The organism is Scytonema sp. NUACC21, assembly GCF_054684315.1.
The window spans coordinates 20,047-43,034 of the sequence record NZ_BAAFZH010000096.1 but is presented as its reverse complement, the minus strand read 5'-3'; the positions used below and the strand labels follow the sequence as shown (position 1 = coordinate 43,034).

7 protein-coding genes and 2 pseudogenes are annotated in these 22,988 nt (G+C 41.9%); 2 read left to right on the top strand and 7 right to left on the bottom strand.

Going from position 1 to position 22,988, the window contains the following annotated elements:
- Positions 1-38: 38 nt before the first annotated feature.
- Positions 39-458: a response regulator gene (locus ACYRY3_RS28325; RefSeq protein WP_460205016.1), complete on the bottom strand. Its 420-nt coding sequence runs from the start codon at positions 456-458 to the stop codon at positions 39-41.
- Positions 459-712: 254 nt separating this feature from the next.
- On the bottom strand, positions 713-1,441 hold the full coding sequence (locus ACYRY3_RS28320) for a Crp/Fnr family transcriptional regulator (RefSeq protein WP_460205015.1): 729 nt from the start codon (positions 1,439-1,441) through the stop codon (positions 713-715).
- Positions 1,442-1,641: 200 nt separating this feature from the next.
- Here ACYRY3_RS28320 and ACYRY3_RS28315 point away from each other — a divergent pair.
- Positions 1,642-3,027 (top strand): annotated as a pseudogene (locus tag ACYRY3_RS28315) (Clp protease N-terminal domain-containing protein); the annotation flags it as partial.
- Between the two features lie 4,982 nt (positions 3,028-8,009).
- Here the strand turns inward: ACYRY3_RS28315 and ACYRY3_RS28310 are convergent.
- The 5 genes and pseudogenes from ACYRY3_RS28310 to ACYRY3_RS28290 all read right to left on the bottom strand — a co-directional run.
- A pseudogene (locus ACYRY3_RS28310) lies at positions 8,010-15,404 on the bottom strand (CARDB domain-containing protein); the annotation flags it as partial.
- 1,111 nt (positions 15,405-16,515) lie between these two features.
- On the bottom strand, positions 16,516-17,259 hold the full coding sequence (locus ACYRY3_RS28305; RefSeq protein WP_460205014.1) for a hypothetical protein: 744 nt from the start codon (positions 17,257-17,259) through the stop codon (positions 16,516-16,518).
- A 577-nt stretch (positions 17,260-17,836) separates the two neighbouring features.
- Positions 17,837-18,667 carry an ABC transporter permease gene (locus ACYRY3_RS28300; RefSeq protein WP_460205013.1) on the bottom strand — a complete coding sequence of 277 codons (831 nt, stop codon included), beginning with the start codon at positions 18,665-18,667 and terminating at the stop codon, positions 17,837-17,839.
- A 191-nt stretch (positions 18,668-18,858) separates the two neighbouring features.
- The gene (locus ACYRY3_RS28295) at positions 18,859-19,611 is read right to left on the bottom strand and encodes an ABC transporter ATP-binding protein (RefSeq protein ID WP_460205012.1); all 753 of its coding nucleotides are present in this window, start codon (positions 19,609-19,611) and stop codon (positions 18,859-18,861) included.
- A gap of 5 nt (positions 19,612-19,616) precedes the next feature.
- The gene (locus tag ACYRY3_RS28290; protein ID WP_460205011.1) at positions 19,617-20,705 is read right to left on the bottom strand and encodes an ABC transporter substrate-binding protein; all 1,089 of its coding nucleotides are present in this window, start codon (positions 20,703-20,705) and stop codon (positions 19,617-19,619) included.
- A gap of 155 nt (positions 20,706-20,860) precedes the next feature.
- On the opposite strand from ACYRY3_RS28290, the gene ACYRY3_RS28285 reads away from it, so the two are divergent.
- Entirely contained in the window at positions 20,861-22,861 is a 2,001-nt protein-coding gene (locus ACYRY3_RS28285; RefSeq protein ID WP_460205009.1) for a protein kinase domain-containing protein, read from the top strand.
- Positions 22,862-22,988: the final 127 nt, after the last annotated feature.

Sequence of the window (22,988 nt, the reverse complement as noted above, 5' to 3'; positions counted from 1 at the left end):
TTGTGATGCGATCGCACACTATTTTTCTATTTATTAGTTTAATTTCTGTTAAAGCTTTCACCTATCTCATTATCCTCACCTTGATTTAAAATTGCCTGCACTCGGGCAATGACTGCATTAGCATCAATAGGTTTTTGGATAAATCCATCAACTTTCACATTGCAACTTTTCTTGAGATAGTTTTCATCGAGCCCTGTCACTAGCAAAATAGGAAGAGATTGAAATTTATCTAAGCGTCTGATATGCCGCACAACTTCGTACCCATCCATTTCTGGCATCATCACGTCTAAAATCAACAAATCTGGGGGGTTAGAGTCGGTTTCAATCTTGGCGAGTACTGCAGGACCAGAACCAGCAACCTCAATCTCCCAATTATCTGTTTGTAAAAATGCTTGGAGAAGATAAGAGTGCTCGGCAATATCATCACAAATTAATATACGCTTAACAATACTGGTCATGAGTTGGGGAAAAAATAGCTTTTTACAATCGATGTTCTAGGTGACAAACCCCTGGTGAGTCTGTAATAGAAGGCATAGGGCAGTACACCAATGCCTGCTATTGGTCAAGATGAGTTTTAACATATGGGTTTTCACTGTGAAAAGCAGTGGGTAGCGGTTGGCAACTGAGAATCTTATTCAGTATAAGGAAACTTAACATTGGTGTCTGTACGGCTTCAGACAGAAGTAACAACTTACAACAGATCGATCCTAAATTAAGCTGGCGATTTATTACCCAGTAACCAGGCAATTTCTTGAGAGATAACCCCATAGCACTCGCAGGTGGTTGCTTCTAAAGCTTCTCGATTCACAATAGTAATTTTGCCACGGCTATAGCGGAGCATCCCTGCCTTTTGAAGAGTGCCTGCAGCTACCGTTACGCCGGAACGTCGGCTACCTAGCATATTGGCGAGAAATTCGTGAGTCAGGGGTAGCTCTTCTGAGCCTACTAAATCCTGAATTAACAATAGCCACCGGGCAAGCCGTTCTTCTACGGTATGGAAGCGATTGCAAGCTGCTGATTGTGAAACTTGGGTGAGGAACATTTGACAGTAGCGCAGCAGGAGTGTTTGCAGCACTCCTGGCTGATGAAATTCGGTTTTCAGTATCTTTGCATCTATCCGCATAGCATCACCGGGAATCTGTACTTGCGCTTGATATATCGCAATATTACGACCTAAAATCCCGGCAAGACCAACTATCCCTTCAGAACTCACCACGCCAACTTCAATTGTTGAGCCATTTTCCATAGTATTGACTAATGAAATGACTCCGGAGTTGGGAAAATAGATATGTTTGATGGGTTCGTGTGCCTCATACAAGATTTGATGAGACAGCAGTTCAATAAGTTCTAGGTGAGGGGCAAGGCGTTGATATTCAGAAGGAGGCAGGGCGGCAAGTAGGTAATTTTGTTTTGGCTGACTGGGGTTCTTGGCTGGGGGCATAAGAGCAAGGCGCGAAGGTTGGAGTGTTTGCAGGGCGGTAATACCACTTTGGAAAGACGTGAAGTCCGATCCAGCGACTGACCCCCCTGTTTTTAAAATGGCTGTATAAGAACAAAAATATAGTTAATATTGTTTGTTCTATCTGCACTTCTTGCAAATTAAATGCAAGCTTAGAGTAGTTCTTTCCTGGAAAAAAGCCTATGCAACCTACTAATCCAAACCAATTTACAGAAAAAGCTTGGGAAGCAATCGCGCATACTCCAGATATTGCCAAACAGTATCAACAACAGCAGATAGAAAGCGAACACCTGATGAAAGCACTGTTGGATCAGGAAGGACTAGCCAACGGTGTTTTCACAAAAGCCGGTGTTAACCAGCAAAAACTGCGCGATCGCACCGAACAATTCATCCAACGCCAGCCCAAGGTGTCTGGCAGCAGCAGTTCAGTCTACCTGGGACGCAGCTTAGATACACTTCTTGACCGAGCAGATGGGTATCGCAAGGAGTTCCAAGACGAGTATATCTCAATCGAGCACCTATTACTGGCTTATGCTAAAGATGACCGCTTTGGTAAAGGTTTACTCCAAGAATTTGGACTGGACGAAGGAAAGCTAAAAAATATTGTTAAACAAATTCGTGGGAATCAGAAAGTGACCGACCAAAATCCAGAAGGTAAATACCAAGCACTGGAAAAATACGGGCGCGACCTCACACAAGCAGCCCGTCAAGGTAAACTCGATCCAGTGATTGGACGTGACGATGAAATTCGCCGCACCATTCAAATTTTGTCACGCCGCACCAAAAATAACCCCGTCTTGATTGGAGAACCGGGGGTTGGTAAAACAGCGATCGCAGAAGGATTGGCACAGCGTATTATTGCTGGTGATGTCCCCCAGTCCCTCAAAGACCGCCAACTCATAGCTTTAGATATGGGTGCTTTGATTGCGGGAGCAAAGTTCCGGGGTGAATTTGAAGAACGTCTAAAAGCAGTATTAAAAGAAGTTACCGAGTCTAACGGCAATATAGTTCTATTTATAGATGAAATTCATACGGTTGTCGGCGCTGGTGCAACCCAAGGCGCGATGGACGCGGGTAACTTGTTAAAGCCTATGTTGGCACGAGGCGAACTCCGGTGTATTGGTGCAACAACCCTAGACGAATACCGCAAGTATATTGAAAAAGACGCGGCTTTAGAAAGACGCTTCCAACAGGTTTATGTAGACCAGCCTAGCGTGGAAGATACCATTTCTATTTTGCGCGGTTTGAAAGAACGGTATGAAGTTCACCACGGGGTGAAAATTTCCGATAGTTCTTTAGTAGCAGCAGCAACCCTATCAAACCGTTACATTAGCGATCGCTTCTTACCAGACAAAGCCATTGACTTAGTAGATGAAGCAGCAGCGAGACTGAAGATGGAGATTACCTCCAAACCCGAAGAACTTGACGAAATCGACCGCAAGATTCTGCAATTAGAAATGGAAAAGCTGTCACTGCAAAAAGAAAGTGATGTCGCTTCCAGAGAACGTTTGGACAGATTGGAAAAATTTAAGTTGACATCTGATACGATTTCTGCCCAAGGTACATCATCAAGTTTACCATCAGGATTGCGATCGGGTTCTCCCCGTAAGTTGGAAGTGAATTTAACGTAGGGTATTTCTAACAATGGATTGTCACCAAGTTCGGGAATACCAAAACTAAAGTGAACGTAAGGAGTATCTATATTAGTTAGACTTTGTACCGATACTCTATACGTACCAGTTTCTCCTGGTGCCAGTATATTAGGTCCACCCAACCCTACCGTAACATCGGTTTCTATTGCACGCTCAACTAAATAACGGTAAGGTAAAGTCGCTTCTTGCGTTTGACCGACGCTGGTTTTGCTAACCTTGACATCATATAATCCATGTGGTGCATTTGTCAGGTCGAAGACAGCTTTAATTGTGGTGCTATCAATTACTTTGATATTAGATGCCAGGAATTCACCAATACCGGGACGAACCAATTTGACAAAAGTTTTATCGTCAAATTGGGCACCTGTAATTGTAGTGGTAACGTAACGGCTATCACCACCTCTGTCTGTTGCAATGTCGGTGACACTAAATGGTAGTACAACTGCATTGACAGTGACTGGTGCATCACTACCTTCAATTCCACGCACTAATATATAGTATTTACCCGGTCTGGTATTGGAAATAATCGCACTTTGCTCAGAACCAATTGCTCCTGTAGAGACGCTTGTGTATTTGGTGCTGGTCGGTGCTTCTCCAAAACCTATATAAATTTCGTTTCCTGTTCCTTCGGTACCATCGGTTGTGATGCGAATCGTTTGACCGACTTCGGTGATATCCAGTTCAAACAACCTTTCTTGCTGTTTGCGTAAAGTTGTAGATTTGGCAATATTAAGTTTTATTTCTTCTGCATTGACTTTGAAAGTGTCTGCACTTGCTTTCAGGTTGTTGGTTTCCCCACCGTTGACACCTTCATAGACTTCATTGTAAACATCGGTGCGAACAATAATGCGGTAGTCACCTGGTGTTACACCTGGTAGCAGAATATTGTCAGATAGATTTAATTCGAGTGAATAACTATTACTGCCATCGGTAACATTATTACCCGCAAGTGTTCCCCTAAAGATTTTACGTCCAACTAAGCGGTCACCAATATCCCATGTCCCATCTTTGCTGAGATATACTGCATCACTCCATTCGCCAGTAATGCTGTAAGCACTGTTATTTTTAACCGTCCACTTGATATTATTGAGTGTTTCTCCAACCTTGCTATTACTTGGAACGGTAATAGTATTAGTTAAGGTATCTACTTCTAAATCTACTGGGTCTGGACGACGGATAATTAAAGGTTTATCGCTGTAGAGACTGTTATTACCTTCGTTACTACCCTCATACACTACTCCACGGGCACTATTTGTTTGTGGGTCGGTGACAACAAAGACGTAATACGAACCATCTAGGTCAATAGGTAAGTCAAAGGTTTGGGTCTTGGTATAGCTTCCATTAGCATCCAACCCACCTGTATGGGATATATAACCAAGATAGCGGTCTGCAACTAAATCAAGTTTTTGGTCGCGAGACAGGTATACTAAATCTGTCCAATTGCCTTGGCGTGGTGGTGTTGTTCCAACACTAACGTTGGTGACAGTGTATTCAACGTTGAGTTTTTGCCCTGCAATTCCAGTTTCTTGGGTTTTAAGTGCAGTAACTTGTAGATCCGGTGATATTGTCGAGTCAATAATTAAGTCAACAAAGTCTTGGTTATTATCTTCCTTATCGAATTCGGGTACGCGTGCAAATTCCCGATTTAGATACCATTCAAAATTCAGGTTATCATCGCGATAGGGTGCATATGTATAGTTAGAGTCGGTGAAGACTATAACTTTGTAATTACCAGAGATATTATCTGGCAAGACAAATTGTTGAGTTTGGGTGTAAGAATCACCTTTCTGTAAGCCAGTGGTACGTTTGTATTCACCAAGGAAAAGATCTTTGCTATCTAAGCTATTATCCCCGAGTGAGAGATAAACGCGATCGAACCATTCCCTCTCGCGAGTGTCGCGGTCTCCGATATTAGAAACTTGCCAAGTGACCTTAATTGTTTCACCAGATTTGGGATTAACACCTGGTTGGGGTGGTTCAACTGTAATGTTGCTAATATCTAAATCAGCTTCGCGGAAAATGACTGGGATGACAGCTTTATTGTAGTTGTTCCTTGTGTCTTCGTAAGCACTGGTAGTATAACGTACACGCGTCCAATAGTTGTCACCTCCACTAGTTGGTACACCACCACTGTACTGAGGTTCTGCAATGCTTTGGTTAGTAAAGACGTGGATATAGTAATTGTCTTTAATTCCTGCAGGCAATACTACAGTTTGCCTTTGAGTGTAGGATTGACCGCTAGCTAAACCACCATTTGGTAAGTTTTGTGCAAATAATCCCAACCTTCTTGCACTGTTATCAAAGGTACTGCTCTGAGAAATCCAGACTTCATCGTACCAGTATCTAGTATCCGACCAAACACCGGCACCATCATTTCTCACTGTCCACTCTATAGTTGTGGGGTCGCCAGAATAATTTGGGGTGAATGTCTGGATATTACTGATGACAAAATCAGCGGGTGTGGAAGTTACATTTGTCGCTGCGTTAAAAGTATTGTTATTACCATAAGAACCTTCCCATACTTGTCCATAGGAGTTGGTTTTAACGATGACATACTTACCACTTACACCAGGAGCAAGTGAAGTTTCTAATTCTCCCGTGTAACTTCCTCCAAATGCTTGTAGCTGTGTCCGGCGTTCAACACTTCCCAAATTCCATATAACTTTTGATGTTTCTAAAGTTGGGGCGTCAGTGATGTACACTGTATCGTACCAAGCCCCCGAAGTTATAGCTACATTACCCTTATTTTCAACTTTCCAAGTGACTTTAAATGGTTGACCGCCTGTTGCTATCAAGGTTGGATTTACATGAGTGACTTGTAAATCTGGTGCGGAAGGTAATAAGACATCAAGGCGATTACTACTTGAATAGTTGTTGCTATCAAGTTCATAAGGATCGTTCGGATTGGCGTTGATATCTTGTGTGTCTTCAAAAACATCATCCAACGCATCCGCCCAAACTGTAACGTACCACTGTCCGGCTTCCAAAATAGTTGGTAGGGTAACTTCTACTTCATTCTCATAGAATTTTGTACCGTTATAGTCGTTTACAGTTTGTAGTGTTCCGGTATGGGTAAAGCTAGCAAGTTGAATATCTTGGGAACCACCATTAATATTTACAGGAGAAGGACGAGTTAAACCACGGGTTAACCAAACCGAATCAGTCCAACGGCTGCGTGTGGTTTCTCCTATTCCTTCGTTACTGACTTTATATTTAACTTTGATTGTGGAACCGGCAAATGCTTGTAATGGTGCAATGACGTTACTTGTTACTAAGTCAGCAGGAGGAAGCGATGTTATTTTGATTTCGGCAACTTTAATATTATTGCCATCTTGAGGATATTCATTGATGGTGTTACCAGCATCAGTTTGGACAATAATATACGCTTTTTCCCTAAAATCTTTGGGAATAACGAAGTTGGTGACGTTATGGCTGTATTTTCCTTGTTCTGGTAAGGCGCTATCGTTGTTGAAACTACCAATTAAAATATCACTGCCATCAATCGTACCATCCAAGGATAGGTAAACATTATCAGTCCATTTACCTTTTGCTTCAACTGGTGAGAGGTTTTTGATTTCAAAACTTACTGAAGCTGTTCCACCAGCAGCAACCGCAGTTGTTGGGACATTTAATGTTTCGACACGCAGATCGGGACGGGTGGGGAGACTAACTGTGATATTAGAAGTTGATTTGAGGGTGTTGTTATTTAGCGCACTTGCTTCTTCGTAAACACCTCGATTACCGTTTCTATCAACAACAATATTGGTTTCAACAACGACTTCATAGGTTCCTTCGAGACGGTCTGCCAAGGTTACTTGTTCGGTGCGGGTATAAAATTTTCCTGGCTGAAGCCCGTTGTCTTGTTTAAATGTTCCTAAACCAATTGTGCTTCCAGTGGTTATATTTCGTAAGTAAAGGTAATCGTACCATGCACCACCTGCATCTCCAGTACCAAGTACATTCGAGTTAAAGACTTGCCACGTGACATCAATCTGGCTACCAGACAGCGCATTTGGTACCGTGCTCACACGACTCACATATAAATCAGGTGTACTACCCTTAGAGATAGTAATAGGTGCCGAAACTTTAGTATTGTTGTCAGTGTAGATAAATTCGTAGGGATTATTGCTATTACCTGTGGTGACAACAAAGTAATAAGTACCTGCGTCTAAATCATATGGGATGAAAACATCACGACTGCGGGTGTAAGTGTTTTTATCTTTTTGGTTTGAAAGTATACCCGTGCGGTCAAAATAGTAAGGAGAGCGAATTAATTGAAGTGTGCCATCTGAATTTTGGCGTGCTAGCTGCACGGTATCATACCAAGAGGCACTATCAGTTGCAGCAATCCCGTTATTTGCTACTTCCCAATTTATCTTGAAGAATCTACCTGTTAAAGCTGTCGTGGTTTCTGTATCAACTTTGGTGACTGTTAAATCTGCATACGGTTTGCGTGCGACTAATAAGTCATTCACTGATGAAGCAATGTTGTTAGTCTCCAGTCCGTTTTCAAATACCGAGTAGATGATTTTGCCATTACTATCGCGAACTGGCGCATCCGTAGCTACAAATAATTTATATTTCCCTTCAAAGTTCGCGGGAAGTTGAATTGTCTTGGATTGATTGTAAAATGCGTCTTTAACTAAGCCACCGCTGTATTCAAATTCTCCAAGGATGACATCATCTGAGTTCCCAACAATACCATCAACGCTAGCAATCACCCTATCGTACCACTTGGATGTGATGCCAGCACCTGTGCCAATGTTAGTTACAGCCCAGCTAATTGTAGCGCTTGCTGGATTACCAATGATTGTTCCACCAGGATTAAAGGTGACATTAGATACTGCTAAATCTGCGTAGGGAGCAAGAGTAATATTAATGAGTTTAGACGCAGCATTGTTGTGTTCTCCTCCCAGTTCGATAACTGCGTTACCACCGTCAGTCATTAGTAATAGATAGCGATCGCCACTCACTTCTATGGGGATATCAATATCCACTTCTTTAGTGTAACTAGCTCCTGCTACAAGTCCACCTGTATGGTTGCGTTCCTGTAGTAACGAATCAGTGCTATCAAGTGTGCGATCGCTGGAAAGATATATCCGGTCTACCCAATTGTTGGTGGTGCTGGCGGAACCTGTGTTGGTGACAGACCATTTTAAAGAGACTTTGCTACCTGATAACAGGTTATTTGGCAACTCGGTGATGATAGTTGGTTGTAAATCTACCAAACCTAAAGCAATTGGTACAGCTTTAACGTTATTAGTCTCGTTTGTTTCCCCTTGTAAATTGGTGCGATCGGCGATAAACAACAGATAACGATTACCAGTAGTCGTATTGGGAATGGTTATTCTTCTGTTAATAGTATAAGTTGCTCCAGACACCAAAGGAGATTTATCTCTAGTATCTATGTCAGCGACAAAAGTATCCGAACTATCAAAAACTTCATCGTTAGAAATATAAACGCTATCGTACCAATCTGCAACAGCCGAACCAGTATCAAGATTCAGTACCGTCCAAGAAACATCAATATTCTCACCTAGAATAGCACTCGTAGGGGAAGTTGCTGTAGAGATAGTTAAATCAGGAGTTAATATTGAGATTGGTTGTGCTTGTATATTATTGTTCTCATTTTCTTCACCCTGCACCCGATCGCCATCAGCGACAAACAACAGATATTTATTCCCCCTCGCAGCCCCTGGAAGGGTAACATTCATAGTTTTGCTGTAGCTAGTTCCCTTAATTAAAGGTGTTTGTGCAGCAGCAGACAGGTAATCAATTCGGATATCAGCACTATCAAGAGTATTATTATCTGACAGGTAAATATAGTCATACCAATCAGCAGGAGCATTCAAATTACCGACATTGGTAACAGTCCAACCTACCTCAATTGTCTCACCCACACTTGCTTGTGCTGGAGCAGTCGCACTAGTCAATTCAATATCTGGTGCTCCTATATCGATGGCAACCGCTTTAATATTATTGTTGTTGTTGGTTTCAGCTTGGTAGTTATATGCGTCTCCCCTCAATAACAAATACCAAGTTCCCGATGCTACCGCTGGTATAGTAATATTACGGCTCACCGTGTAAGTCGAGCCAGGTGCCAAAGGTGTGCGATCGCCTGTCCAGAGATTACCGAGATAAAAGTCCTCAGAATTGAAAGTTTCGTCTGCTGATAGATAAATATCATCCCACCAATCAGAGAGCGCTGCACCATTCCCAGAGTTAGTGACAGTCCAACTGACTGAAACAATTGACCCATTGATACTACTAGATGGTGCGGTGACATCAGTGACCACTAAATCTGGTGCTTGTACCTCCAAGGTAACCGCACTTCTGTTATCATTCTCGTTGGTTTCTGCTTGTTGGTTGCCGTTATTGTCAGCAGCAATGAGTAAATACCAAGTACCAGGAGCAACGTCGGGGATAGAGATATTACGGTTTAATGTATAGCTAGTACCAGCATCTAGTGGACTTTGGCTTGCTGCTGATGAGTTGCCCAAATAAATATCACCGCTATCTAGGGTCGGATTCTGAGAAAGGTAAATATAATCGAACCAGTCTGCAAGAGCAGTACCCGTACCAATATTGTTAACCGTCCAAGATACATTGATACTTTCACCCCAAGTCGCTGTTGTTTTGGTAGTGATGTCAGTCACAACCAAATTAGGTGCCTGAATCTTAAAAGGTATTGCCTTGATATTATTGTTATTGTTGGTTTCACCTTGAGCATCATTGGCATCTGTGACAAATAGCAAGTACTTGTCACCGATTCCCAAGCTGTTAGGTATAGTAACATTTTGAGTTTGTGTGTAGCTACTATTACCTGTCAATGGTAAATATGTTGCCGAACTAAAGGTAGCAACAAACTTATCGCTACCATCTAAAACGGTATCATCCGAAATATAAATTTGGTCTCCCCAAGTTTTACTTGCAGTGGCAGTTTCAGTATTTTTAACCGTCCAAGAAACTTGTACCACTTCACCCAAAGTTGCACTATTAACATTGGCACTAGCAGTATCAACAATTAAATCTGGTGCGGTGAGGGTAATAGCTAATGCTTTAACGTTATTAGTTTTGTCGATTTCGCTAATTCGCTTAAGAGCATCTGCTACGAACAACAAATAGCGGTTGCCAATTGTGGTGTTAGGAATGGTGATGCTGCGACTAATAGTGTAAGTGCCATTGACAGCAAGCGGTGTTTTATCTGCTACGCTAGCGTCAGAAATTGCCACATCGGATTCATCCAAAATTTGGTCATCAGACAGGTAAATAGTGTCGTACCAGTTACCCGTTCCTTCCCTAGTACCAATGTTTTGTACTGTCCAATTAACGTTAATATTTTCTCCCAAAACAGCATTACTGGGAGCATTGGCAGCATTGATTATCAGATCGGGGTCGGTATCACCAATAGTAATGGGGATTACAAGGTTATTATTGGTTTCATTCGTTTCACCTTGGTAATTATAGCTATCCGTTACAAATATCAAATAGCGACTACCAATAGGTGTGTTGCTAGGCAAAGTTAGCAACTGGCTGATATTATATTCTTCTCCTGCGGCAAGCGGTGTTAAATGACTTGTGTATACTTGTTTTAATTGGGTATCTTCATTAGTGTTTAAAGTTTCGTCATTTGATAAATAAATACTGTCGTACCAATCACGAAGGGCACTTATATTTCCTTGGTTTTTGACAGTCCAACTGACTTCAATACGGGAGTTGGGGTAGCTTTTAACTGGCACCGTAGCATTAGTTATTACCAAGTCGGGAGCAGTGACTGTGATGGGAAGCGCACGGACGTTGTTAGTCTTGTTTAACTCACCTTGATAATTGTAAGCATCTGCAACAAACAGCAAATATTGGTCGCCAGTTCTTTGGGTAGGAATTGTTATGTCGCGAGTTAGAGTATACTCTTGATTGACAGCCAATGAAGACGAATTTGAGTTCCAGCTACTAACTACCGTATCATTGGCATCTAAAGTGTTATCGCTAGAAATGTAAACAGCATCATACCAGTATGAAGGTGCAGTCAATGTACCTGTATTCTTCACCGTCCAAGATACCGATACGTTTTCTTGCGTTGAGACTGTGCTGGGTGCTGTTGCTGCTGTTACCTCTAAGTCAGCATTATTACCCGTAATTGTTATAGGTATGACTCTAACGTTATTATTTTCGTTCGTTTCGCTTTGGTAGCGATATGCATCTGTCACAAATAACAAGTAACGATTACCAGGTTGACCGACACCATTATTGGGTAGCGTAACGTTAATGTTATTTACTGTATAAGTACTATCAACTGCTAACGGTGTTTCTCCTGAGGTCCAACGATAGTAAAGTTGAGAATCTGAACCATCGTAAACTGTATCATTGGATAGGAAAATGTAGTCATACCAATCTTGAGTTGCCGTACTTTCTCCTTGGTTTTTAACTGTGTAGGAGAGGTTGAGAGTAGAACCAGGAGCTACAGTCGTGGCATCCGTGGTCGCATCGCTCACTACAAGATCCGGTGCCTTAATTTTGACAGCAACTGCCAAAACATTATTATTCTCGTTTGTTTCCCCTTGGTAGTTATCGCGGTCTGCAACAAATAGTAAGTAACGCTCGCCTGCTCTTACATATGAAGGAATAGTGATATCTGCGCTTAAAGAGTAGCTACTTCCTCCCAAGAGTGGCGCGAATCCAATCCAACTAGCACTAACATACTGGTCGGAATAATCATAAACTGTATCATCTGAAAGATAAATGTAGTCATACCAGTTACTGCCAGCAACAACATTTCCGGTATTGGTGACTGTCCAAGAAACTGAAGCAGTTTCACCAAGCCCTAATGCTAGGGGACTTGTAACGCTTGTTACTTCTAAATCTGGGGCAGTAATCGTGATGGAGGTAGAATAAACGTTATTACTCTCATTGGTTTCGCTCTGGTTTTGACCTCCATCGGTGACGAATAGCAGGTAACGATTTCCTAAAGTCGTTTTGGGAATGGTAATATTTCCGGAAATGAGAACATTCGCACCTGCTTCCAAAGGCTCGTTTTGTGAGCTACTTAAGCTACCAACATATTGGTCTGAACTGTCAAAGACCGCATCATCAGAAATATAAACCGATTCATATCGATAAGCATCAGCTGACACAGTACCGTTATTTTGCACCGTCATCGATACTGATACAGTTTCTCCAACTGCTGCAGTTGATGGTGCCGTTCCATCAATAATGGTTAAATCGGGAATAGTAATGTCAATGGGAATTGCATAGACGTTATTGGTTTCGCTATCTTCAGGTCGATAATTGTACCTATCTGTGACAACCAGCACGTACCATTTCCCGATTCCGGTTCTTTCCGGTAGTTTAAAACTTTCACTCCAGTCATAGCTTTGTCCCGCTTCCAGATTTTGATACATCCAGATATCACCCATGTATCTGTCATTACCATCAAAAATCGTGTTGTCCGACAAATAAACCGAATCGTACCAAGCATTACCATTCGTTGCTACACTTCCATTGTTTAAGACAGTCCAATTCACTGTAATGTCAGACGCTTCAGGTGCCCGAACGGGTACACTTGCTCCTGTGACCATCAAATCTGCCTTGGTGGCACTTGTACCGTTCTGGTTCTGAACTGGAGGGTTTACACTCAGTAAAGGTAAATTGGGGTCTGGGTCACCTATTGTTATTGCAACTGCTTTGACATTATTAGCTTCGTCTAATTCACCTTGATTTCTATAATTGTCTGTGACAATGAGTAAATATTTATTGCCTTTGGTAATATTTGATGGTAAAGAAAGTAATTGAGAAACTGTATAACTAGTGCCAGATGCTAATGGTGCGAGGTTTCCAATCGCAGCGTCTTTAAGCAGAATATCATTTGTCGAGAACGTATTATCATCGGACAGATACACCGAATCATTCCATTGGGCATGAGTAGCACCATTCCCTTCATTGCTTACAGTCCAAACGACTTCCATTCGGGCAAGAGCATAAGCAACGGTAGGTGCAGTAACGTTTGTTACTACTAAATCTGGCGTTTTTATTTCAATTGGGAGAGAATAAACGTTGTTAGTCTCGTTTAACTCACCTCGATAATTATAAGCATCTGCAACAAACAGCAAATACTGGTTGCCATTTTCTCCTTGGGGAATTGTTATGTTGCTAGTTAAAGTATACTCTTCATCAGCATTCAATGAAGACCAATTTGAGTTCCAGCTACTCACTACCGTATCATTGGCATCGAAAGTGCGATCGCTAGAAATGTAAACAGCATCATACCAGTATGAAGGTGCATTGACTGCACCTGTATTCTTCACCGTCCACGATACCGATACGGTTTCTTGGGTTGATACTGTGCCCGGTGCTGTTGCCCCTATCACCTCTAGGTCTGCATTATCGCCTGCGATCGTAATGGGTATAACCCTAACGTTATTATTTTCGTTTGTTTCACGTTGATAGTTGTCTCTATCCGTGACAAATATTAAGTAGCGCTCGCCAGGTTGACCAACTGTGTCAGTAGGTAAGGTGACACTGATATTATTGACTGTATAACTACCATCTACAGCTAATGGTGTTTCGCTTGATGTCCAACGGTAATAAAGCTGGTAATCAGAGTAGTCTAATACTGCATCATAAGATAAATAAATCCTGTCAGACCAATCTTGAGAAGCTATACTTTCCCCTTGGTTTTTGACTGTATAAGAGAGGTTGAGGGTGGAACTAGGAGCTACAGTCGTGGAAGAAGTAGTAGCATCAGATACTATCAGATCTGGTACCTTGATATAAATGGGAACTGCCTTGGTGTTATTATTTTCGTTGGTTTCACCTTGGTAGTTATTGCCGTCTGTCACGAACAACAAATAACGATTACCACCTTTGACATGAGTGGGTATAGTAATATTATTTGTTGCGTTGTAACCTCCATTACCAGCTATCGGGGTTTTGTCACCTGTCCAGGTGTTTGTAATATAGTCATCTGAACCATCTAGTATCTGGTCATCCGAGAGGTAGAAATAATCATACCAATCGCTACCCGCAATAACGGCAGATTGATTGGTCACTTGCCAAGTAACGTTAATTCTCTCACCTTGTGCAGCAGTACTTGGTGCATAAGCGTCAGAAACAATTAGGTCTGGAGCATTGACTTCAACACGAATTGCTTTAACATTATTGTTTTCATTGGTTTCATACTGACTGTTGTTGTAGTCTGCAACAAATAGCAAGTAGCGGTTCCCTAATGCTGTTTGGGGAATCGTAACAGTTTTTGTGAGGGTGTAGCTTCCCGAAGCTTCTACTGCTGTACCACTGGCACCAGAATTAAAGTTGCTAACATAGGTATCTGATGAATCTACGATCTGGTCATCAGAAATATAAATACGGTCATACCAAGAGTGAGTTGCCTGTACACTTCCCTGGTTTTCTACTGTCCATGAAATATCTGCACTGCTACCTACTGTAATTGCCAGCGGTGCAGTGGCATTAGTGACTGCTAAATCCGGTACCGTTATTTCAATCGGCACCCATTTAACATTATTGACTTCGCTGACTTCAATTTCATAATTGTCACGGTCTGCAACAAATAGTAGGTACTGTTTCCCTGCCCCTACCTGTTGCGGTAGTGACATATTTGTCGTTATTGTGTAACTCGTGCCTGGAGCTAGTGGTGTTTTATTACTAGTATATACATTCCCCACGTAGCGGTCAGAGTTATCGAAAATCGTATTGTCTGATAAATAAACGTAATCATACCAACTACCGTTCGTAGTAACTTCTCCAATATTGCTAACTGTCCAAGTTAGGGAAATGCTACTACGTTCTGCCCCTGTTGTTGGTGCGATCGCGCTTGTAACAATTAGCTCTGGCGCACCAAAAGTTGCTGTTAAATTATAGTCCCCTGTAGCATTGCTGCCATCACTAGTCACCCTGACTATATAATTGACACCTGCAACCGGAGTAAATCTAATTCTCGAGTTTCTATATCCTCCTGAATCATCATCTTCAGTAATCACGACTTGAGTATCTGCATTCACAAGTTGTAGATAGGCATCAAAGTTGGAGGAAGATAAATTTAGGGTTACCAGTTTCCCGACTGTAAAATCAGTTAGTAAATAATCATCTTTTCTTCTATTATTACGAGTCGGGTTTAGAGCATCTGTTGTACTTAAGTTCCCACCAATTGTATTGTTAGTTGGTGAAATTGTGGGTAAGCTCAGGGTAGCTGCATCTCTAACAGGTTCTACTCCATAAGAAAAGTTTAAATTCTCCAACACTGGTGTCCTTCTTATCCCCAAGGGCAAAGTCGGACTCATCACATCATTTGGCTGTACCGAACTTTCTACGTGTTCCAATCCCAGTACGTGTCCAAATTCATGGGTAAGTATCGTCAGTAAATCGACCTTACCATAAGCTAAATCGCCCTCTGTTGCTTCTAATTCCCTCGCAGAAACTACACGACTAAATTCAACATCATCCTCCGGAGTTGAATCGATAAACCATCCTTGTCCAGCAGCGTCAGTATCAATAATGACTTTATAAGCATCAACCAAACCTAGCTTGTAACCAGGTAAATCTTCTATGGCAAGCTCTATATTATTCAGAATACCTGTATCAAATTCATTAACTCCCAATTTAGACCAACGTGCGTGCGCTTCAACTCGGAAGCGTTCTAAAATTTCTAACGAGAGTTGGTTTGCACCCTTTGAAAATACCTGCTCTTGAGATTCACCAACACCAGAACCTTGTAATGATTCAACATGACTCAAAAGGGCGTCACCACTCTTAAGTGTGTTGACTAAGGGTTCATTTAGATGGTTACCCGTGAGCGGGTCTACATAAGTATTTATTGTGCTTGTTTTTTCTATCAGCAGAGGATTATTTGTAGCATCATCTGTGAGCAGTTCGCGATCGCTAACTGCCCCATTACTACTATCGGGTTGTACAATATCGGTACTAGGTGCCCCAGTTAGTGTATTTTTATTATCTTGGTTGTAATTTTGATTACCAATTAACGGGTCTGTAAACGGTGAGGGGACAGATAACCCATCATTCAAGAATGTATTGTTGTCGGGTAATCCAAAATTGTTATTAGGCACCATGATAACCTATTATCCTCTGTTATCTGAAAGTGTTTTGTTTTCAGGAGAAGTGATTGTTAAAAACCAATTCAGGCAGTTTGATATCATGTCCGGGTAAACATTTACAAAAGATACCCCACCCTAGCCCTCCTAAATTCAACTTGTACACTACCACGGTAGCCCTCTAGTAAGGGGAGGAGTTAAATCAGGGTATCGTAACTAATCAACTGGACACGATATGAGATATTTAAGAAAATAAATTGACTCTAAAAGGGAGCGGGCAACAGGTTATTTTTCCGTTTCCCCTGTTTCCAGTTCCCTTTTTTATTGAATGATAGGTTGAGTTTTATATAGCAGTAGCAACAGTGTTGATAGTGAATATATTGGGTACACTGCTTACTGTTTGATCTTTGACACCCAAGAATTTGTTGTTGATAATGTCACTGAAAGAATCTAAATCAGTTTGCCAATTGCTCATGACCTCAAGCAAATTGTTGAGCTTATGTTCGCTGCTTTCTCCTAATACTTCATAGCTAAAGCTTCCAGAGAACAATACAATAGGTGTCACCGATTCATCTGGGTTGCGTAAAGCTGCTTCATTAATCGTCAGATATAAAGGCGCACGTTTGAATGTGTATACAAGGTTAACAGTAGAACGCATTGGTTCAGTACCAACTTCTTGCCATGCACCTGGAGCAAACAAACCTTCTGAAATAAACTTGCGTGCAGCATCAGCTTCTGCTCCTTCAAAACCCACATAACCGCGTGGGTTTACACCCAAACCTCTGTATTTAGCGTTGGGTAGCATTTTAACGTAGCGCTCTGCAATTGCTGCAACTGTGATATCTTCTGCTTTCTTACCTTCAAGTGACTCAACAAAAATTACGCGGTTAGGTTCGGCAATAATACTCACACCATTTGTATACACGACTTGCGCTAGGGTTTGAGTAAAGATTGGTTGCCGTGCCAGTTCCCACGACTGTGGTACTATACCTGAATACTTCAAGAAATCAGCATTGAGAATAGAAGGTTTGTTTTCATCAATCGCTACAATAATTCCAAACTCTTGCACTTTCACTTCGTTATTCATCGTTGTTCCCTGATATCAATTTGATAGAATTTGGTATAAGCCGTGCGGATAATTAACACATGACAATATAGAACAGCAAGAAATTCAATTTCTCTGCTGCTTTCAAGTTGCCCCGAATCTTTTACCCAATTATGTTTAGCGGTATGGTTATTAAAGAACTAGTTGCCCGCCGATTGCACAACTAAAATAGTTATACACTGGAAAATCGTTCTTAGAAAATAAGTTAAAACCCGTATTTTATTTTTCTTCCACCTTTTTGGGTTTCTCCGTATTCACCGTTTTTTGCGTAAAACATTTGAAATATACTTGCTTCACATTTAACCAGAAATTACAAGATAAGCTCTGTATAGCAATCGTTTTCGCTGTCGTGTCCTAAAGTTCTATCATATAGGTTTTACGTGATACTACTTGAATTAGTAAATTAAATAATACACATTTATCAAGGTGAATGTTATGGTTTTCTGCGCTACTTTCTTTCCTCAGGAATATTACTTAAAGAGGTAGCAAGCGGTGGGCGGTGCCCACCCTACACGCAAATGGTGGGCGGTGTCCGCAGAATTGCAACCGGATAAGTTTTTCATTCACTTTCTTGTTTGATAGCGCTTTCGTGCCATCTACCTAATATAAAGTCAGATAAAGCACTCAACCCAACAAAAATGAGAACTCCCAAACCTGTGGTGAGAAATAATGCGGCAAACATACGGGGGATTTGTAAGTTGTAGCTAGAGATAAGAATTCGATAGGCTATTCCCGATCTTTCTCCTCCAGTACCGGCAACAAACTCTGCCACAACCGCACCAATTAATGCCAAGCCACCGCTGATTTTCAAACCACCCAGGAAATAGGGCATAGCGCTGGGTATGCGGAGATATATCAGTGTTTGCCAACGGGAGGCTTTGTACAATTTGAACAGGTCAAGCAAGTTCCGGTCTACGCTGTTCAGCCCCAATGTGGTATTGGAAACGATGGGGAAAAAGGCAACTATCCAGGCACAAACAACGAGGGCAGCAAAGGTATTATTTTTCAACCAGAGAATAATTAGGGGTGCGATCGCAACAATTGGAGTTGTTTGTAAGATAACAGCATAAGGAAACAAACTCCTTTCAATCCACTTGTTTTGGGCAAACAAAATAGCAATGAGCAATCCAGAAATTGTAGCAGCAATAAAGGCAGCAACAGTAATTTGTAATGTAATGAGTAGTGAAGGAAAAAGCTCATTCCAGTCACTTATTAAAGTTTGAAATACTAAGATGGGACCGGGAAGAATATAAGGAGGCAAATTCGTAGCTCGTACAAATACATCCCATAGAACCAACACTAAAACACCAACTGCTGTTGGTGCCAAAACATCAGTAGAAATGAATTTTGTCAATAGCTTTTGTGTTTGAAGACGGCGAATAAAGAGCATAAGTAGGTCGGTAAGAAACAACGTAACTGGTAAGGGTCGTCCTTAGTCATTTGTCATTTGTCATTTGTCATTGGTAAAGGTTTCAGATACATTTACATTTTGTAACGTAGTTCTATTTATTCCCACTCACTTACTTAATTGTTGGTTGTTTACTTTGTGGGATGGGCGTCTCGCCCGTCCATACAAGAAGGCTAGACCATTGCGGCTGACAAATGTTCGGCGACTTGACGGCAATACTCGTTATATGATACCGATAATCGAAATTCCTCAGTACGAGGATAGGGTGCATCAATGTTAACGTCTGCCACTATATGCCCAGGGTTTTTTCCCATGACCAGCACTCGATTTGACAGATACACTGCTTCATAGATGTTATGCGTTACAAAAACGACAGTCCACCGATGTTGTTCCCATAAACTAAGTAAGTCGGCATTGAGTTTGCTACGGGTAATTTCATCCAACGCCCCAAATGGTTCATCCATTAATAAAATATTTGGCTGAGTCACTAACGCCCTAGCGATAGATACCCGCATTTTCATTCCACCTGATAATTCTCGGGGGTAACTCGTTTCAAACCCCTCCAAGCCCACCAGTGCCAGTGCTTGTTTTACCAGCATCATTGCATCTTTGTTTGGCATACCCGTCAATTTTAAGGGTAAGCGTACATTCTCTCTCGCATCGATCCAAGGCAGAAGTGCGGCTTCTTGAAAGACAAATGCAAGTTTCCGCGCTTGTTGGGGTATTCCCCAATTAATGCTACCGGAAGTCAAGCGCCCCAATCCGGCAATGAGTCGCAGCACCGTGCTTTTACCACATCCAGATGGACCAACTATACTGAGAAACCGTGACTCTGGAATGACCAGATTAATGTCTTGTAAGGCAACAGTGCCATTGGGGTAGACCTTGCTGACATGACTAAGTGTAATTGCGGTGCGGTTACTCATTAACCTCACGACTTGTAGTAGGCTGTTCCTTTATTAACAAATTGTAAGGTGTAAGCGTCTCTATAGTTGACGTTGGCATCAAAAACACCTGCCTTCACCAACTCCTCAAAGGCGATTTGCCAGCGTTTATCTGTCATCGCACCAATACCCAAGCTTTCTGCATCTCCTCCCGTGATGAGACGGTATTCTTGAATTTTCTCGATACTATAGGCAATCTGCTCATCAGTCATGTCTGGATTATCTTTTTTAATCAAATTATTACCAGGGCTTGGTTCCTCCAAATAACTGTACCAACCTTTAATGGAGGCATCAATGAATCTTTGTACCAAATCGGGGTTGGTCTCTACCAATTTCGTTGTCGTTTCAATTGTAAAATTATATACATTGTATCCATAATCTGCTACAAACATAACGACGGGATCGAACCCTCCCCTTTTTTTAATCTCAAAAGGCTCAGCAGTAATAATCCCCTGCTGAATCATGGTTTTATCGGCAAGGAAAGGTTTGATATCAAAGTTGTAGGGGCGCTTTTGTGCATCTGTAAAACCGTACTTCGCTTTTAAAATAGGCCAGTAGGTGGCATCTGCGGCGGCTGCAACATAAATTGGCTTATCTCTTAGTTTTTCCAGCGAATCATTACCTGTACCTGGATGAGCAATTAAAACTTGGGGGTCTTTTTGGAAGATAGAAGCAACTGTAACTTTGGGGACTCCGTCCCTTACAGAGCTAATGACATTTACAGTATGCCCCATAGCTAAATCAACAGCGCCCCCTATTAACAATAAGGTGAAATTACTCCGAGGTCCCCCCGGTTTGATTGTCACATCTAAGCCATAATCCCGATAAATACCAGTCGCAACAGCTTGGTAGAAACCCCCGTACTCTGCCTCTGCAACCCAGTTGATGGTAAAGGTGATTTTATCCAGTTTTTCCTTTGTTTGTATCAGGGTAGACGAAGACCTGCCCGATGGGCTATGGTTACCATTGTTGCAAGCAGTAAAAAATCCCGCACCCATTGCCATTGAGGCGTACTTAATAAAGTTACGACGCTTGATACCAGAAAGTCTGTGAAATGATTTATACAGGTTCTTCATCTGACCTTAAGTAATATAAAAGAGAGACAAAGAGAAAAAACGAGAGAGAGTAAGATGTATAAACGCAACTTGGTATAACTTGCTATAAGTTAGGTTTCTGAGTTACATAATACGAGAGAAATTTCTCAAAAAGATAACTGCTACTCTGGTTAATCATGAGTCTCTGTATCAATCCTCACTGTCAACGAGCCAATAACCCTGATAATATGTTATTTTGTCAGGGATGTGGTTCTGAATTGCTGTTGGAAGGGCGCTATCGAGTAGTGAGCCTTTTGGGAGATGGAGGCTTTGGTAAGACCTACAAGGTGATTGAGCGTAATAGTACAGCGAAAGTTCTAAAAGTTCTTTTGCAAAGTTTCCCCAAGGCAGTATTGCTGTTTCAGCAAGAAGCCCAACTGTTGTCTCAGCTCGATTGTCCGGGAATTCCTAAGGGATACGGTTACTTCACTTTTTTGCCCAACAACAGTCAAAAGTCTTTGCACTGCTTGGTTATGGAAAAAATTGAGGGGCTAGATCTCAGACAATATATGCAACAGCGGGGTAATCGCCCAATTAATCAAGAGTTAGCAGTTGAATGGCTCAACCAATTGTTTCATATCCTGCGTCAAGTACACAGCCGTAACTTTTTGCATCGGGACATTAAACCATCCAATATTATGCTAAAGGCAGATGGGCAACTGGTATTAATTGACTTTGGAGCAGCAAGGGAAGTTACGCAAACTTACATTGCAAAACAAGCTGCTGGGCAGTTAACAGGCATTCATTCCCCTGGGTACACACCGCCAGAGCAATTTAACGGTCAAGCTGTCTTGACATCAGATTTCTTTGCTGTAGGTCGTACATTCGTCTATTTACTCACTGGCAAAGCTCCAAATTCTCAGGATATTTACAACCAGAATACTGATGAGATAGAATGGCGCAAATTTGCTCCTGATATTTCGCCCTTGCTAGCAGATTTAATTGATGATTTGATGAAGCGATCGCCCAGTCAGCGTCCGCAAACTAGCGATGTAGTTTTGCAACGACTGGCAAAAATTGAAAGTGGGTGGGAACAGCAAACAAGCTTAGGTTTTAGAAGCAAGTTATCAAGATTAAAAACAGATATACAAAGACGTTATCGTTTTGATTTGAGTTGCCTCAAAACATTTCCTTTCGTGGTGAGTGCGGGGTCTGTTGCTGCCACTACCATCGCTTTGGTAATGACTCCTTTTTTTATTCAGTATGACTGGTTGTCTTTCATCAATTTCAACTCAGCAGAAGTATGGGCAAAAAATCTTTCTTTGGTTTATACATTGACGAGTCATTCCGACTCTGTGTCGTCTGTTGCTATCGCCCCTGAGGAGCGAGCGATCGTCAGCACCAGTCATGACAAAACCATCAAGTTATGGAATCCCAAAACTGGCAAACTTATCCGCACCCTTTACGGACATTCACTCCCAGTTTTATCAATTGCTATCAGCCCAGACGGGCAGAACTTTGTCAGTGGTAGCCTTGATGAGACAATCAAGCAGTGGAATAGTAGCACCGGTCAACAGATTCGCAACATCAAGGCGAATGGGTATGTGGCTTGGAGCCATGCGATCGCCATCAGCAGAGATGGACAAACCCTTGCTATCGGCAGTACAGACAAGACAATCCGCTTGTGGAACCTTATCAGAGGTCAACCAATACGTACCCTTTACGGGCATTCACTTCCAGTTTTATCGCTTGCCATTAGCCCCAATGGACAAACTTTAGCTAGTGGCAGTACAGACAGAACCATCCGGTTGTGGAATTTCCAAAGTGGCGAACAATTACAAACTCTCTTTGGGCACAGAGGTTGGATAAGTTGCCTTGTCATTAGCCCCGATAATCAAACCCTAGTCAGCGGCAGTCTTGACAAGACAATCAAAATTTGGGATGTTAACACTGGCAAACTACTCAAGACTCTATCTGGGCATTTATACTCAGTATTAGCCGTTGCTATTAGCCCTGACGGTAAGATTCTCGCCAGTGGTAGTTTAGATGGGGAAATACGGTTGTGGAATTTGGAGACTGGAACACTACTCCACAGAATTTCCGGGCATACAAAGCAAGTTGTCTCCCTTGCTATTAGCCAGGATGGAAAGACGCTTGTCAGTGGCAGTGCAGACTCTACAATCAAGGTTTGGCGCTAGTTAACGTCTTTATGACTAATTCTTTATGATTTTGCACTTTATTTCCTCAGTGTAAGACTTGTTACTCCAAACGCACAAAGCACTCTCCTATTTGGAGAGCGCTTCTTATCTAGTCTTGATGCTTTCC

Excerpts from the sequence above, each read along its gene's own strand:
- ACYRY3_RS28305 (WP_460205014.1), bottom strand. The coding sequence starts at position 17,259 with ATGAATAACGAAGTGAAAGTGCAAGAGTTTGGAATTATTGTAGCGATT.
- ACYRY3_RS28325 (WP_460205016.1), bottom strand. The coding sequence starts at position 458 with ATGACCAGTATTGTTAAGCGTATATTAATTTGTGATGATATTGCCGAG.
- ACYRY3_RS28290 (WP_460205011.1), bottom strand. The coding sequence starts at position 20,705 with ATGAAGAACCTGTATAAATCATTTCACAGACTTTCTGGTATCAAGCGT.
- ACYRY3_RS28285 (WP_460205009.1), top strand. The coding sequence starts at position 20,861 with ATGAGTCTCTGTATCAATCCTCACTGTCAACGAGCCAATAACCCTGAT.
- ACYRY3_RS28295 (WP_460205012.1), bottom strand. The coding sequence starts at position 19,611 with ATGAGTAACCGCACCGCAATTACACTTAGTCATGTCAGCAAGGTCTAC.
- ACYRY3_RS28300 (WP_460205013.1), bottom strand. The coding sequence starts at position 18,667 with ATGCTCTTTATTCGCCGTCTTCAAACACAAAAGCTATTGACAAAATTC.
- ACYRY3_RS28320 (WP_460205015.1), bottom strand. The coding sequence starts at position 1,441 with ATGCCCCCAGCCAAGAACCCCAGTCAGCCAAAACAAAATTACCTACTT.